Annotated in this window: 13 protein-coding genes; 2 read left to right on the forward strand and 11 right to left on the reverse strand. The window is 70.2% G+C overall.

Features of this window, described 5'->3' with window-relative positions:
* Positions 1 to 49: 49 nt before the first annotated feature.
* Together Pka01_RS16965 and Pka01_RS16970 are read right to left on the reverse strand one after the other, a co-directional pair.
* Complete coding sequence (locus tag Pka01_RS16965; protein WP_203883717.1) at positions 50 to 1378, reverse strand: NAD(P)/FAD-dependent oxidoreductase; 1329 nt, start codon at positions 1376 to 1378, stop codon at positions 50 to 52.
* Positions 1379 to 1569: 191 nt separating this feature from the next.
* Positions 1570 to 2409 (reverse strand): uracil-DNA glycosylase, encoded by an 840-nt coding sequence (locus Pka01_RS16970; RefSeq protein WP_203883718.1) that lies wholly within the window; start codon positions 2407 to 2409, stop codon positions 1570 to 1572.
* A 113-nt stretch (positions 2410 to 2522) separates the two neighbouring features.
* Here Pka01_RS16970 and Pka01_RS16975 point away from each other — a divergent pair, with 113 nt between their 5' ends.
* Positions 2523 to 3728, forward strand: coding sequence for a cytochrome P450 family protein (locus tag Pka01_RS16975; protein WP_239115062.1), 1206 nt, complete (start codon positions 2523 to 2525; stop codon positions 3726 to 3728).
* On the opposite strand, the gene Pka01_RS16980 is transcribed toward Pka01_RS16975, so the two are convergent.
* The 9 genes from Pka01_RS16980 to mfd all read right to left on the reverse strand — a co-directional run bounded on the left by Pka01_RS16980 (position 3702) and on the right by mfd (position 14100).
* Positions 3702 to 4772 (reverse strand): HAAS signaling domain-containing protein, encoded by a 1071-nt coding sequence (locus tag Pka01_RS16980; RefSeq protein ID WP_203883720.1) that lies wholly within the window; start codon positions 4770 to 4772, stop codon positions 3702 to 3704. The genes Pka01_RS16975 and Pka01_RS16980 overlap by 27 nt on opposite strands.
* On the reverse strand, positions 4769 to 5095 hold the full coding sequence (locus tag Pka01_RS16985) for a PadR family transcriptional regulator (RefSeq protein ID WP_203883721.1): 327 nt from the start codon (positions 5093 to 5095) through the stop codon (positions 4769 to 4771). The genes Pka01_RS16980 and Pka01_RS16985 overlap by 4 nt, the downstream gene beginning before the upstream one ends.
* A 68-nt stretch (positions 5096 to 5163) precedes the next feature.
* Positions 5164 to 6090: a Ppx/GppA phosphatase family protein gene (locus Pka01_RS16990; RefSeq protein ID WP_203883722.1), complete on the reverse strand. Its 927-nt coding sequence runs from the start codon at positions 6088 to 6090 to the stop codon at positions 5164 to 5166.
* Positions 6087 to 6596, reverse strand: coding sequence for a DUF501 domain-containing protein (locus Pka01_RS16995; protein WP_373318157.1), 510 nt, complete (start codon positions 6594 to 6596; stop codon positions 6087 to 6089). Before Pka01_RS16995 ends, Pka01_RS16990 begins: the two co-directional genes overlap by 4 nt.
* A 20-nt stretch (positions 6597 to 6616) precedes the next feature.
* Complete coding sequence (locus tag Pka01_RS17000) at positions 6617 to 7033, reverse strand: FtsB family cell division protein (RefSeq protein ID WP_239115063.1); 417 nt, start codon at positions 7031 to 7033, stop codon at positions 6617 to 6619.
* A 60-nt stretch (positions 7034 to 7093) separates the two neighbouring features.
* On the reverse strand, positions 7094 to 8374 hold the full coding sequence (eno, locus tag Pka01_RS17005) for a phosphopyruvate hydratase (RefSeq protein ID WP_203883724.1): 1281 nt from the start codon (positions 8372 to 8374) through the stop codon (positions 7094 to 7096).
* A 105-nt stretch (positions 8375 to 8479) separates the two neighbouring features.
* Positions 8480 to 9436, reverse strand: coding sequence for a nucleoside triphosphate pyrophosphohydrolase (locus tag Pka01_RS17010; RefSeq protein WP_203883725.1), 957 nt, complete (start codon positions 9434 to 9436; stop codon positions 8480 to 8482).
* A 435-nt stretch (positions 9437 to 9871) separates the two neighbouring features.
* Positions 9872 to 10507, reverse strand: coding sequence for a hypothetical protein (locus Pka01_RS17015; RefSeq protein ID WP_203883726.1), 636 nt, complete (start codon positions 10505 to 10507; stop codon positions 9872 to 9874).
* Between the two features lie 95 nt (positions 10508 to 10602).
* Positions 10603 to 14100 (reverse strand): transcription-repair coupling factor, encoded by a 3498-nt coding sequence (gene mfd / locus Pka01_RS17020; protein WP_203883727.1) that lies wholly within the window; start codon positions 14098 to 14100, stop codon positions 10603 to 10605.
* A 171-nt stretch (positions 14101 to 14271) separates the two neighbouring features.
* Here mfd and Pka01_RS17025 point away from each other — a divergent pair, with 171 nt between their 5' ends.
* Positions 14272 to 15003, forward strand: a complete 732-nt coding sequence (locus tag Pka01_RS17025) for a methyltransferase domain-containing protein (RefSeq protein ID WP_203883728.1) — start codon at positions 14272 to 14274, stop codon at positions 15001 to 15003.
* Positions 15004 to 15008 lie beyond the last annotated feature (5 nt).

A 15008-nucleotide genomic window follows, 5' to 3' on the forward strand; every position in this document is an offset into this window, starting at 1 on the left:
CCGGACGGCACGTGCCCAGTGACGGAACACGTGCCGTACGGTGACGCATCTAGCGTGCGGGACCGCTCTTGGCGGCGGCCCTGAACACGTCGCGGGGGTTCTCGAGCTCACCGAGCGAGACGGTCTCCCTCTTGAAGAACAGGGAAAGCGTCCAGTCGGCCACCACGCGGACCTTGCGGTTCACCGTAGGCACCCGCGACAGATGATACGTCCTGTGCATGAACCACGCCGGGATCCCGCGGAGCTTGACCCCGTAGACGTTCGCGACGCCCTTGTGGAGCCCCAGACCGGCGACCGATCCGGCGTACTTGTGCCGGTAATCCCTCAGCTGCTTCCCGCGCAGGTGGGCCGTGACGTTGTCGCCCAGGACCTTGGACTGACGGACGGCGTGCTGGGCGTTGGGCGCGCAGTACTTGCCCGGGTTGGTCATGTCGGGCACGCCGGCGACGTCGCCGGCCGCGAAGGCGTCCTTGACTCCGGCCACCGTCAGGCGGGTCGTGGTCATGATCCGGCCGCGCTCGTCGAGCGGCAGGTCGCCGGAGTTGACGACCGGGCTCGGCTTGACGCCGGCCGTCCAGACGATCGTGGCCGACTCGAAGACGTCCCCGTCCGAGGTCTTGACCAGGCCGCCCTCGCACGACTGGAGCAGGGTCTTCATCTTGAGCTCGATGCCGCGGGCGCGGAGTTCCTCCGCCGTCCATTCGCCCATCTCGGGGCCGACCTCGGGCAGGATGCGGTCGCTCGCCTCGATGAGGACCCAGCGCAGGTCCTTCTTCTCGATGCTCGGGTAGTACTTGATCGCGTCCTCGGTCATGTCCTCGAGCTCGGCCAGCGCCTCGATGCCCGCGAAGCCGCCGCCGACCACGACGAAGGTCAGCGCGCGGCGGCGCACCTCCTCGTCCTCGCTCGACTCGGCCCGGTCGAGCAGGGCCAGTACGCGGTTGCGCAGCGCGATGGCCTCGCCGACGGTCTTGAAGCCGATCGCGGCGTCCGCCAGGCCGGGGATCGGCAGCGTCCGCGAGATGGAGCCGGCGGCCATGACGACGACGTCGTACTCGATCTCCCGCGACTGGCCGACGGCGGGCTCGAAGGTCACGGTCCTGGCCTCGTGGTGGACCTTGGAGACCTTGCCGTTGAGGATCCGGACCTTGGGCAGCACCCGGCGCAGCGGGGCCACGACGTGGCGCGGCGAGATGTTGCCGGCCGCGGCCTCCGGGAGGAACGGCTGGTAGGTCATGTAGGACTGCGGATCGATGAGCGTGATCCGCACGCTCCCGTCCCGCAGCTCACGACGGAGCGTGCGCTGGAGGCGCAGGCTGGTGTAGAGGCCCACGTATCCACCGCCGACGATGACAATGTGCTTCGACTTGCCGTTCACCAGGGATCGCCCTTCGTGCCTCGATTGCTTGTGAAAGCATTCACAAGGTTACGTCACGAGATGGCATCACACCAATCCGCCCAGGGCGAAATTTCTCCACCTATTTCCGAAACAGCCCGATGAGCTGCTTCTTTCCTCGCGAAGATCAAGTGAATTTTCCTTGGTGACCGACTTCACACTCGTGAAAGGATTCACAAGCGATCGTCGGCGGTGTGAGCAGGGACGTCCTGACCGGCGGCCGTCGCCAACTCGACCGCACGGGCGAACACCGCGTCGAGCATCGGTGCGGTGACCCGCCCCGTGAACGTGTTCTGCTGGCTCGGGTGGTAGCAGCCGAGCAGCGTCACGGGCGCCTTGCCGTACGACAGGGGGACCTCCACCCCGTGGCCGAAGGGCGGGCGCCGAGGAGGCAGCGCGTACCCGGCCGCGCGCAACGCCGGCCACACCGCCTGCCAGGCGAAGCCCCCGAGCGCCACGACGACCCGGGTGGACTCGGCCACCAGGGCGAGTTCACGGGTGAGCCACGGGAAGCAGGAGTCGCGCTCCTCGGGCGTCGGCTTGTTGGCGGGCGGCGCGCACCGGACCGCGGCCATCATCCTCGCGCCGACCAGCCGCTGGCCGTCGCCCGCGCGGACGCTGGTCTCCTGTACGGCGAGGCCGGTGCGGTACAGCGAGGCGAAGAGCCAGTCACCGCTGCGGTCGCCCGTGAAGATCCGGCCGGTGCGGTTCCCTCCGTGCGCGGCGGGCGCGAGTCCCACGATGAGGGTGTGCGGCCGGTCGTCTCCCCACCCGGCGATGGGACGGCCCCAGTAGGTCTCCTCCGCGAAGGCCCGCCGCTTGACGTCGGCGACGGACTCCCGCCACTCGACCAGTCGCGGGCAGGCCCGGCACACCGACTGCCTGGCGGTCAGCTCGGCCAGTGTCTCGCTACCCGCCGCCAGCGCGGCGACCTCCAGGGGGTCGTGCGCGACAGGGGTGTCGGGCCGGGCGGGGTCGTCCGGCCAACCGGTTCCGGGAGGTACGCGACTCATGAGTCCGATCGTGCCAGCCGCGTGCCTGCGACGTCGCCGCGGTCTCGCCGATCACCGGGAATCACCTTTTCTCCCTGACTTTCCCGGTACGCCAGATGGGTACGTACTCGGCCGTGTCTACCGACTCGTTCCCCCCGCTGTTCGGCCCCGCGTTCGACGCCGACCCTTATCCCGCGTTCGCCTGGCTGCGGAGCAACTCGCCCGTCACCAGGGTCCCGCTGCCGGGATGCGAGGCCTGGCTGGTCACCCGGTACGAGGACGCCGTCGCCGCGCTCGCCCACCCGTCCCTGTCCAAGGACCCGGCGTCGGGCTCGCCGGAATGGCGCGCGGCGAGCCTCGGGCTGCCGCTCGACCACCGCCCCTCCCTCGCCCGGCACATGATCAACGCGGACGGAGAGGACCACTCCCGGCTTCGCCGGCTGGTCGGCGCCACCTTCACCCCCCGGCGCATGGAGGGCCTGCGGTCCCGCGCCCAGGAGGTGACCGACGGACTGCTCGACCGCCTGGACGGGGAGGAGGCCGACCTGGTCGCCGACCTCGCCTATCCGCTGCCGATCACGATCATCTGCGACCTGCTCGGCGTCCCCGAGGAGGACCGTGAGGCCTTCCATCGGCTCGCGTCGGTGATCGACTCGGCGGCGGCGTCCGAGGTCGAAGAGATCTCCCGTGCCACCGACGGGCTGGAGAAGTTCCTGAGCGACCTCGTCACACTCAAGCGCACCCGGCCGGGCGACGACCTGCTCACGGAGCTCGTCCGGCGCTCCAACCGGGGTGCGATCGATGCCGACGAGTTGACGTCGACGGCGTTCCTGCTGCTCATCGCGGGCCACGAGACGACGGTCGCACTGATCGGCAACGGGCTTCTCGCGCTCTTACGCCACCCGGACCAGCTCGCCGCGCTCCGCGCCGACCCCTCCCTGCTCCCCGACGTCGTCGACGAGATGCTGCGTTACGACGGGCCGGTGCGCAACGCCACCTGGCGCTTCCCCACCGAACCCGTCGTCATCGGCGGGCAGGAGATGCTCCCCGGAGAGCCGATCCTGGTGTCCCTGCTCGCAGCCAACCGGGACCCGTCCGTGTTCCCCGACCCCGATGCCTTCTCCCCCGGCAGGATCGGCGAGCCGCATCTCGCGTTCGGGCGCGGACCGCACTACTGCGTCGGCGCGGCCCTCGCGAAGGTCGAGGCGGAGGTGGCCATCGGCACCGTGCTGCGCCGTTTCCCCGATCTCGCCCCCGCGGTCGACCTGGAAGAGCTGACCTGGTGGCCGAGCACCATCATGCGGGGCCTGTTCTCACTTCCCGTCCGCCTTCGAGGGTGACGCAGAGGGCGACGCGGAGGGCGACGGCGTGGCTCCCTGAGACGGCGTGGCTCCCTGAGACGGTGTCGCGCCCGGGGACGGCGTCGCGTCCGCCGACGGAGATCCGTCCGGCGTCGGCGTGACCGCCGGAGACGCCGTCGGGCTCGGCATCACGCACGCGGAAGGGTCTCCCGGCGGCAGGCCGACCTGGGACCCCTCGGGCATGAGCGGCAGCGGATAGGCGTTGCGCATGGGCGGCTCACCCGCGCAGGGGACCGCGATCGCCCTGCCGTACGCCTCCGGGTCGGTCGTGATCGGCCTGCCGTCCTGGTCGTACAGCCGGACGCCGTGGAGCGGCGCCCCCTTCTCGTCGTACGGGATGATGTTGTAGATGTCGCCGCCGAGAGTGGCGACGTCCTGGACCCGCACGTCGTACGGACGAGGCACGCCGTAGTCGAAGGCGACCTCCCCCGAGGTGTGCATCGGCGGATCGGCCAGGCCGGCCAGCACCACGATCACGGCGACGGCGTTGGCCGCGATCAGCGCGGCCCTCCCCCATCCGGCGACGCCGGGCACGGTCCGTCGTCCGGCCCAGACGGACGCCCAGACCAGAGCAAGGGTGAACACCCACGCCACGACGTCCCCGGGAACCAGCCGGCTCGGCCCGATCCCGGACAGAATGAGCAGCGCGACCGCGTAACCGCGCAGAACCCACCAGGCAGGGCGTAATTCGGGCGCGAATGCCGCCGCCTGCCGATACGGCGGCAGCTGCAGCAGGCGGGCGTGGGCCGTGCCGAGGAGGCCGGTGGCCCTGGTGCGCACCTGGGTGCCGAGACGCCGTCGCGGTCGGGCGGGCCTGCCCCCGTAGGCGGCCCGCAACTCCGCGGCGTACGCCTGGGGGGAGCCGAGGCGGTCCTCCAGGGACATGCCGGGCTCGGCGGCCACCTCCGCGAGGTGGTCGTCGAGGTCCTCGAGCATCTCCTCCCGGTCGGCGGGGGGAAGATCTGCGAGCGCCTCGCGTACCGCCTGGGCGTAAGCGCCCGGCGTCAGCGGGGGGACGGTCATGGGGCAACCTCCTTGAGAAGGCCGTTCATGGTGGCGGCGAACGAGGTCCACGCCGCGGACGACGAGGTGAGCAGCGATCTGCCCACGTCGTTCAGGCCGTAGTACTTGCGGTGCGGGCCCTCGTCGGAGGCGACCACGTAGGAATTGAGCGCCCCGGCCTTGAAGAGCCGGCGCAGCGTGCCGTACACCGAGGCGTCGCCCACGTCCTCCAGGCCGGCCTCGCGCAGACTGCGCACGACGTCATAGCCGTAGCTGTCCCGCTTGGCGAGCACCGCGAGGACGGCGACATCGAGGACTCCCTTGAGGAGCTGGCTGCTGTCCACGCGACGCACAGTACTACGCATTGCGTAATAGCGGCAAGATCTCCATGGCGCGTGGAAGGAAACCCTGGTCAGACCAGGGACCAGGCGATCCCGTCGAGGATGTCGTGCTCGCTGACGACGACATCGGCGAAGCCGTACCGCCGGACGATGCGGTCGAGGATGAGCGCGCCCGCGCCGATGACGTCCACCCTGCCCGGGTGCATGACCGGGATGGCCGCGCGCTCGTCCCTGGTCATCTCCAGCAGCCGGGCGGAGACCTCGTGGACCTGGGCGGCGGGGATGCGGGAGTGGTGGATCCTCGCGGGGTCGTAGGCGGGCAGGCCGAGGGCGATCCCCGCGACCGTGGTGACCGAGCCCGCGAGCCCGACCAGCGTTCGCGCGTCCCTGACCGGCACGGCGGCCTCGACCCGGTCCATGGCCGCCTCGATGTCCGCGATCGCCGCCGCCACCGTGTCCGGCTGCGGCGGATCTCCCTTGAGGTGCCGTTCGGTCAGCCGTACGCAGCCGATGTCGACCGACAGCGCACCCTCGACGGCGCCGGACCCGACGACGAACTCGGTCGACCCGCCGCCGATGTCCACCACGAGGTACGGAGGCTCGCCGGTGTCCTGGCCCCTCGTGGCGCCGGTGAAGGACAGCCGCGCCTCCTCCTCGCCCGTCACCACCTCGGGTTCGACGCCGAAGATCTCACCGACCCCGGCCACGAACTCGCTCCGGTTCGACGCGTCCCTGGTCGCGGACGTCGCCACGACCCGGACCGGCATCCATCCGGACGGCCCGGCGTGCTCGGCGATGAGCTTGGCGTAGCCGCGCATCGCCGTGAACGTGCGCTCCAGGGCCTCGGGCGCGAGCCGTCCGGTGCGGTCGACGCCCTGACCCAGGCGGACGATCTCCATCCGGCGTTCGACGTCGGCAGGCTCGCCGGTCTCCGGCGAGATGCCGGCGATGAGGAGCCGGACCGAGTTCGTTCCGCAGTCGACGGCCGCGACCCTCATGACGGCTCTCCTCCGGCTTCGACGCAGGGCCCCTCGGCCCACCATTCGGGCAGGGCGTCGAGAGCCTCCCCGCCCAACGGGTTGGCTCCCGGTACGGCCAGTTCGTGGGCGACCAGCGCGTGCAGGCACTTGACCCGGCCGGGCATTCCGCCGGCGGTCTGCATGTCACGGGGAAGCGGCTCCAGGCCGTCCTCGCTCGCAGCCTGGTCGCGCCGGGCGAGGTAGTCCTCGTGGGCCGCAAGATAGGCCGCGGCCAGCTCGGGATCGTCCGCCAGCCTGGCCTGCATGAGCTTCATCAGGCCCGACGACTCCAGCGTGCCGATGGCCGACGCCGCCTTGGGGCAGGTCAGGTAGAACAGCGTGGGGAACGGCGATCCGTCGGGCAGGCGCGGGGCCGTCTCCAGCACGTCGGGCAGGCCGCAGGGGCACCTGTGCGCGACGGCCCGGACTCCGCGCGGTGCACGCCCGAGCTGGGCCTCCACCGCGGCCAGGTCGGCCTGATCCACCACTGTCGAACTCCTCGCCGTCACTCCTGGCCCGCCTCCACATTCGCCTGCACGGCGTCGCGGCCGCTGTCGGCGACTTCGACCGACTGCCACAGGGTGAGATACCAGGGGGGCTTCTCCTTGGGCTTGGCCCCCGCCTTCGCGGCCGCCTTGCCGTCGCCCGCGTCGAGGACCACGAAGCACTTGGCGCCGGGCTCGCAGTAATGGAGCCGCTCCTTGGCCTGGCGCTTGATGTACTCCGGGTCCTCCAGCTGCCTGCGGCGCTCCTCGAGCCTCTGCAGGTTCTTGAGCGCCTGGGTCTGCTGCTGTTCGAGCTGCGCGATCTGCCGCCGCTGCGCGACGTACTCCCGGATGGGGTAGGCGAGGCTCATCGAGATCGCGCACACGACCACGGCGAGGATCGCCGCGCGCCCGGTGAGCTGCGGTCGCTTGGCCAACGCGACACCCCTTCCGGTTTCCGTCTCCGGTTCCGTTCGGCTTGCTGCGCCTCCCGCGGACTACCTCTGGAAGCGCGGGAACGCCCCACGACCCGCGTAACGGGCGGCGTCATCGAGGAGCTCCTCGATGCGGAGCAGCTGGTTGTACTTGGCGACCCGGTCGGACCGTGCGGGCGCGCCGGTCTTGATCTGGCCGCAGTTGGTGGCGACGGCCAGGTCGGCGATCGTGGTGTCCTCGGTCTCGCCCGAACGGTGGCTCATCATGCAGCGGTAGCCGCTGCGGTGGGCCAGGTCGACCGCGTCGAGGGTCTCCGACAAGGTGCCGATCTGGTTGACCTTGACGAGCAGCGCGTTGGCGGCCCCCTCGCGGATGCCGCGCTCCAGACGCTCGGGGTTGGTGACGAACAGGTCGTCGCCCACGATCTGGACCTTGCCGCCGAGCGAGGCGGTGATGGCCTTCCAGCCGGCCCAGTCCTCCTCGTCCAGCGGGTCCTCGATGGAGACCAGGGGGTAGGAGCGGACCAGGTCCTCGTAGAACGAGATCAGCTCGTCCGCCGAGACGCCCTTGCCGTCGATCGTGTACACGCCGCCGGAGTGGAACTCGGTGGCCGCGACGTCGAGCGCGAGCGCGATGTCCTCGCCCGGGGTGTAGCCGGCCTTCTCGATCGCCACCATGATCAGGTCGAGCGCGTCGCGGTTGGACGGCAGGCTCGGCGCGAAGCCGCCCTCGTCGCCCAGGCCCGTGGCGTAGCCCTTCTCCTTGAGCACGGACTTCAGCGTGTGGTAGGTCTCCGCGCCCATCCGGACGGCCTCGGAGAACGTCTCCGCGCCGATCGGGGCGATCATGAACTCCTGGATGTCCACGTTGGAGTCGGCGTGCGCTCCGCCGTTCAGGATGTTCATCATCGGCACGGGCAGGACGTACGCGTTCGGGCCGCCGATGTAACGGAACAGCGGCAGGTCAGAGCTGTCGGCGGCGGCCTTGGCAACGGCGAGCGAGACGCCGAGCAGCGCGTTGGCGCCGAGCCTGCCCTTGTTGGGCGTGCCGTCCAGGTCGAGCATGGTCTGGTCGATCAGCCGCTGCTCTTCGGCGTCGAAGCCGATGATCTCGTCGGCGATCTCGTCGGTGACACCGAGGACGGCCTTCTCGACGCCCTTGCCGAGGTAGCGCTTCTTGTCCCCGTCACGAAGCTCCACAGCCTCGAACTGGCCGGTGGACGCACCGCTCGGAACGGCGGCGCGGCCGGTGCTGTAGTCGTCCAGCAATACCTCGACCTCGACCGTGGGGTTCCCCCGGGAGTCGAGGATCTCGCGGGCGGTAACGGCCTCGATGGCAGCCACGAACAGCTCCTAGCAAAGTCGCGGGCAGTTTGCCTGCTGAGCCTACCGGTCCCCGCCGGCCCGCATGGCCCGGGGGCAGGCCGTTCTTCCGGCGTGTCTCATCTGTCAGGATTCGCTCTCCCACTCCTCGATCCGCCGGCGGTACTCGCGCGTCACGGCCCTCAACTCGGCCTCGGGGTCGAGCCCCTCGTCCTGCGCGAGCCGTACGAGCTCGAACAGGCGCGCGCCCACGGTGTCGGGCAGGTCGCCGGCGAGGGAGGCGGGGACACCGGCCCTCCCGGCACGGCGGAGCATCTGGGCGGCGAGGGAGAGCGCGGGCTGCCCCATGGGCACACCACTGAGCACGGAGTCGGTCTCGCCCTTGGCCGCGCGTTCGGCCGCCTTGATCGTCTCCCAGTTGTCGCTCACCTCACCGGCGCCGGAGACCGCGGTGCCGGCGAAGACGTGCGGGTGGCGGCGGACCAGCTTCTCGACGATCCCCGTCGCGACGTCGTCGATGTCGAAGCCGCCCTCCTGCCCCCTCTCCTGGGCCAGGCGGGAATGGAACATGACTTGGAGGAGCAGGTCGCCGAGCTCTTCCCGGAGCGCCGTGAAGTCGCCCTGGTCGATCGTCTCCAGGACCTCGTAGGCCTCCTCGACGAGATAGGGCACGAGCGACTCGTGGGTCTGCTTGCGGTCCCAGGGGCATTCGCGGCGGAGCCGGTCCATGACCTGGACGAGGTCGAGCAACCTGGCACCCGGAAGGTCGTACGAGCCGGGGATCACCTCGATGACGGGCGGGTCCTCCATGGCGACGGCGGCGTGGCCGACGGCGCGCATCAGGTTCTCGTCGCCGTCCTGCGCGGCCAGCCAGACGACCGTGCCCGTACGGCCCTCGGCCGCGAGCGCGACCGGATCGGGGGTCACGACCTCGACGTGGATCCCCTCGTCCGCCAGATAGGGAAGGACGGGATGACCGGCGGAGCCGGTGAGCACGCGATCCGAACGCAGTGCCGTCCAGGCCCGCCCCGTCAGCAGCCCCGGGGCCACCCGCGGAGAAGTGGTGACGACGACCAGCGCCATACCCTCAACCTCCCTCTCATTCCCCTTTGGCGTGATCATGCACAGGTTCGCGGATCCACCTCTGACCAGCCACGTCCTCCCGCGTGATCATGCACAGGTTCGCGGATCCGCCTCTGACCAGCCACGTCCTCGCGCATGATCATGCGCAGGTTCGGCGACGCACCGCTTGAGCTGGAGAAACACCTTTCGTGATCATGCAATTACATGATCACGAAAGGACTTCCCGCAGGCCAGGGCACGCCTTCACGAACCTATGCATGATCACGAAGGTACTTCCCGCAGGTCAGGGCACGTCTTCACGAACCTGTGCATGATCACGAGGTGCGTCTCGGGAGGTCGAGAGGTCCGCTCCCGAACCTGTGCATGATCACCAAACACGTCGGGGCAGGCGGGGGCCGCCCTCCTCGAACTTGTGCATGATCACACCAAGAGGGGTCAGCCTGCGGGAGGGGCGGCGGGGTCGCCGGCGGCGGCCTGCTCGGGAGCGGGCACCCTGCCGAACCGCTCGTCCGGCACGAACCCCTGCTGGGGGTCGAACTTGCCGTACCGCGGGTTGAAGCGCACCGGGACCTTGGAGTCGACCTCCTGAGTCAGCTTCTGCACGGCGATCTGCTGGCTCTGCTCGTCCTGACCCGCGCCCATGCTGTCGATCATCTTCTGCTGGATGATCAGCGAGCTGATGAACTCGCGGCCGACGGACAGCGGCACCCCGCTCTGCAACAGCGCCTTGTCGATCTGCGACTGGCCGCCCTGCGCCGCGACGATGTCGTCGATGTCCCGCTGGGAGACGGAGACGCCCTTCTCCTGACCGAGCTGCACGTACTGCTTGCCGTTGGCCAGCCTGAGCAGGATCAGCTGCGACAGCGGGATCCTGAGGCCGAGCTGGTCCTCGGTCATCTTGTTGGCGGCCAGGTCCTTGCGGAACTCCTGGATCTTGGTGTCCAAGTCGCTGGTGGAGATGCGTTCCTTGCCCACGATGGCCGCGGCGCCGGCCTGGACGGGGCCACACGCGCTCAACGCCACACCCGCCGCCGCGACGGCCACGGCGACGCGCACTTGAAATGACTTCACGAACGATCCTCCTGAGGACACCGGCCAGGCAATTGTGCCGGTTCTCTGTCTTTTGCGCGATCTCGCGCCAGCGCCGTGAGACCGCCGATCCGCGGTCACTGTACCCGCACCGGTTCGAGGAACATGGCGTCGACCAGGTCTCCGCACCATTTCAGCAGCTCCAGGTCCCGCAGCGGCTGACCGCCGATGGGCCTGGTCTTCGGCACCGGCACCAGCAGGACCTCGGTGGCCTGCTTGACGATCGACCGCGGGTACAGCCGCTGCAGCCGCACCTGCTGGGAGTCCCGCAGGACCACGGGGGCGAACCTGATCTGCTGGCCCTGCAGGGTGACGTCCGTCAGCCCGGCCTTGCGGGCCTTGATCCTGAACCGCGCCACCTCCAGGAGGTTGTCCACCTCCTGCGGCGGCTTGCCGTACCGGTCGGTCAGCTCGTCGCGGACGGCGGCGATGTCGTCCTCGGAGGCGATCGCGGCGATGCGCTTGTACGCCTCGAGCCGCAGCCGCTCCGACGTCACGTATCCGTGCGGCACGTGGCCGTTGATCGGCAACTCGACCTTGACGTCCCCCCGCTCCTCGGGCTCGGCCTCACCGGAGAGCTTCGACTTCTGCTCCTGTACGGCCTCGGCCATCATCCGCACGTACAGGTCGAAGCCGACGCCGGCGATGAAGCCCGACTGCTCGGCGCCGAGGATGTTGCCGGCGCCGCGGATCTCCAGGTCCTTCATCGCGACGTACATGCCCGCGCCCATCTCGGTGTGCTGCGCGATCGTGGCCAGCCGCTCGTGGGCGGTCTCGGTCAGCGGGGACTCCGGCGGATACAGGAAGTAGGCGTAGCCGCGCTCACGCCCCCGGCCGACGCGGCCGCGGAGCTGGTGCAGCTGCGACAGGCCGTAGTTGTCCGCTCGGTCCACGATGAGCGTGTTGGCGTTGGGCACGTCGAGGCCCGACTCGACGATCGTGGTGCACACGAGCACGTCGAAGTTGCGCTCCCAGAAGTCCACCATGATCTTCTCGAGCTGGTGCTCGTTCATCTGACCGTGGGCGACGGCGATCCGCGCCTCGGGAACCAGCTCGTGGAGCCGCGCGGCCACCCTGTCGATGCTGCGCACCCGGTTGTGCACGAAGAACGTCTGGCCGTCGCGCATCAGCTCGCGCCTGATCGCCGCCGCGATCTGCTTCTCGTCGTACGGTCCGACGAACGTGAGGATCGGGTGGCGCTCCTCCGGCGGGGTGAGGATCGTGGACATCTCGCGGATGCCGGTCAGGCCCATCTCCAGCGTGCGCGGGATCGGCGTGGCCGACATGGCGAGCACGTCGACCTGGGTGCGCAGGTGCTTCATGGCCTCCTTGTGCTCCACGCCGAACCGCTGCTCCTCGTCCACGATGATCAGGCCGAGGTCCTTGAACCTGACCTCGGGCGACAGCAGCCGGTGGGTGCCGATCACGACGTCGACGGCGCCGTTCCTGACCCCCTCCATCGTCTCCTTGACCTCGCCGTCGGTCTGGAAGCGGGACATCGGCTTGATCGTGACGGGGAAGCTGGCGAACCGCTCGCCGAACGTCGACAGGTGCTGCTGGACGAGCAGCGTGGTCGGCACGAGCACCGCGACCTGCTTGCCGTCCTGAACCGCCTTGAACGCGGCGCGCACCGCGATCTCGGTCTTCCCGTAGCCCACGTCGCCGCAGATCAGGCGGTCCATCGGGACGGGCCGCTCCATGTCCCGCTTGACCTCGTCGATCGCCTCAAGCTGGTCGCCGGTCTCGGCGTAGGGGAAGGCGTCCTCCATCTCGCGCTGCCAGGGACTGTCGGCCGCGAAGGCGTGGCCGGGGGACGCCATCCGGGCCGAGTAGAGCCGGATCAGCTCGCCCGCGATCTCCCTGACGGCCTTCCTCGCCTTGGTCTTGGCCTTGGCCCAGTCGGCGCCGCCCATGCGGTTGAGGGTCGGGGCCTCGCCGCCGACGTAGCGCGTGACCTCGTCGAGCTGGTCGGTCGGCACATAGAGGCGGTCGCCCTTGGCGTACTCGATGACGAGGTACTCCCGGGTCGCCCCCTGGACCGTGCGCTGGACCATCTCGATGTAGCGCCCCACACCGTGCTGCTCGTGGACGACGTGGTCGCCGACCTTCAGCTGGAGCGGGTCCACCATGTTCCGGCGCCGCGACGGCAGCCGCCGCATGTCCTTGGTCGACGCCTTCTGCCCCACCAGGTCGAGATGGGTCAGGACAGCCAGGCCGGGGACGACGAAGCCGTGGTCGAGGCGGCCGGTGGTGACCTGGACGACGTCGTGCGGCGGCGCGGTGTCGATCGCGGGGGCGAGCCTGGCCGCCACGTCGACGCCCTTGAGCAGCTCGACCATGCGCTCGGCCGGGCCGTGGCCCTCGCTGAGCAGCACGACCGACCTGCCCGCGCCCAGCCAGCCCTTGATGTCGGCCAGCGCGCGCTGGGTGTCGCCGCGGTAGGACTCGACGTCGTGCGCGTCCAGTTCGACGCCGTCGCCGAAGGGCGCGATGCTCCACCACGCCTGGCCCAGCTCGCGGGCGTGGCCCTGAACGTCCTCGAGGGTCCGGAACGCGGCCGCCTCGAGGTCGATCGGCGCCTCTCCTCCGGCGGCGGCGGTGATCCAGGACGCCTCCATGAACTCCTGGCTGGTCCGCACCAGCTCGACGGCCCGGCCCCGGATGCGCTCGGGATCGCAGACGAACACGGCCGAGCGGATGGGCAGGTGGTCGAGCAGCAGGTCCATCGAGCCGGCCAGCACCGGGGCGAACGCCTCCATGCCTTCCATGGGCACGCCCTCTGCGAGCTGGTCGAGCACCTCCTTCAGCGCGGGGTGCTCGTCTCCCAGCTCGCGGGCGCGCTGCCGTACGTCGTCGGTGAGCAGCAGTTCACGGCAGGGCGCGGCGAACAGGCCGTCCTGGGCGATCTCCAGCGAGCGCTGGTCGGCAACCTTGAACCAGCGGATCTCCTCGACCGTGTCGCCCCAGAACTCCAGCCGGAGCGGGTGCTCCTCGGTCGGCGGGAAGACGTCGAGCAGGCCGCCGCGCACGGCGACCTCGCCGCGCTTTTCGACCATGTCGACGCGGTGGTAGCCGTTGCCGACCAACTGCGCCACCACGGCGTCGAGGTCGGCGTCGTCACCCGCGCGCAGCCGGACGGGCTCGAGGTCGCCGAGGCCGGACACGATCGGCTGCAGCAGCGAGCGGACGGGGGCGACGACGACCCTGAGCGGTCCGGCGTTCGGGTCGCCGTCGACCGGGTGGGCCAGCCTGCGCAGTACGGCGAGGCGCTGCCCGACGGTGTCACTGCGGGGTGAGAGCCGTTCGTGCGGAAGGGTCTCCCACGCGGGGAAGACCGCGACCGCGCTCTCGTCGACCAGGCCGGTGAGGGCCGCCGCCAGGTCCTCCGCCTCCCTGCCGGTGGCGGTCACCGCCAGCACGGGACGGACGCGGGACAGGGCGGCGACGGCCAGCGGCCGGAGCGCGGACGGCGCGATCAGGTCGGCGCCGGGATCGGCGGAGTTTTCGGCGCCTTCGAGAACGGCGGCCAGCTTCGGTTCGGCGGCGACAAGGTCGAGCAGTCCGGAAAGAGACATTTGTGCCTTCTGAGCCCCACGACGGCAAGCGAAATGGCCCGAGCCAGATATGGACCGGGGGTACCCAGGCTACGCCCGTACGGGCCCGCGCCGGGCAGGAGCCCCGCAGCCGCCGAAATCCGGCCCCGCAAATGCTCTACTCATCGCACTGGCGTGGTTACGCTCTGTTGCATGTCTGAGGTTCAGTGGTCGCCCGTGGGCGAGGATGACGTTTTCAGCCAGCGAGTCCGCGAGCAGTGGACCGAGCAGCTGGGACGGCGCCTCGACATCCTCATCGCCGGATGCGGGCGGGGCGGCACGCTGGACGCCGGCCGATCCGATCCACAGGTCACGGGCGTGGACGAGGACCTGCCGCCGCTGCGGGCCCACGCGAGCTCACGCCAGGACCTGGACGCCTGTTACCTCGACGACATGCGCACGGTGCCCGTTCCGCCGCGCTCCTACGACGTGGTCTACGTGTCGTTCCTGCTGGAGCGCATCCGCAACGCCGAGCTGGTGCTCGACCGCCTGGCCGGAGGGCTCCGGCCAGGCGGCCTCCTGCTGGTCAAGCTCAGGGACCGCGGTTCGGCGTACGGCTTCTGCGACCGGGTCACGCCCTCCTGGCTGCGCCTGGCGTTGTGGAAGCACTTCATGCCCCCAGGCTCGGTGGGCCCGCTCCCGGCGATCTACGAGCCGATCGCCTCCCGCGAGGGCATCCGGGCGTACTGCCTGATGCGCGGCCTGATGATCGCGGAGGACTACTCCGGCGCGACCGGGCCGGCCCTGCGCGGGCCGCACGCCGGGCTCGTCAAGCTGGTCTGCGGGGCCGTCTCCGCGCTGTCCGGCGACCGCCTGTCCGGCACGAACGACGAGGTCTGCATGGTCATCCGTAAGCCGCAGAACCATTTCGCCCGCCTCATCTAGTGTGC

The organism is Planotetraspora kaengkrachanensis, from assembly GCF_016862895.1.
GTDB lineage: Bacteria > Actinomycetota > Actinomycetes > Streptosporangiales > Streptosporangiaceae > Planotetraspora > Planotetraspora kaengkrachanensis.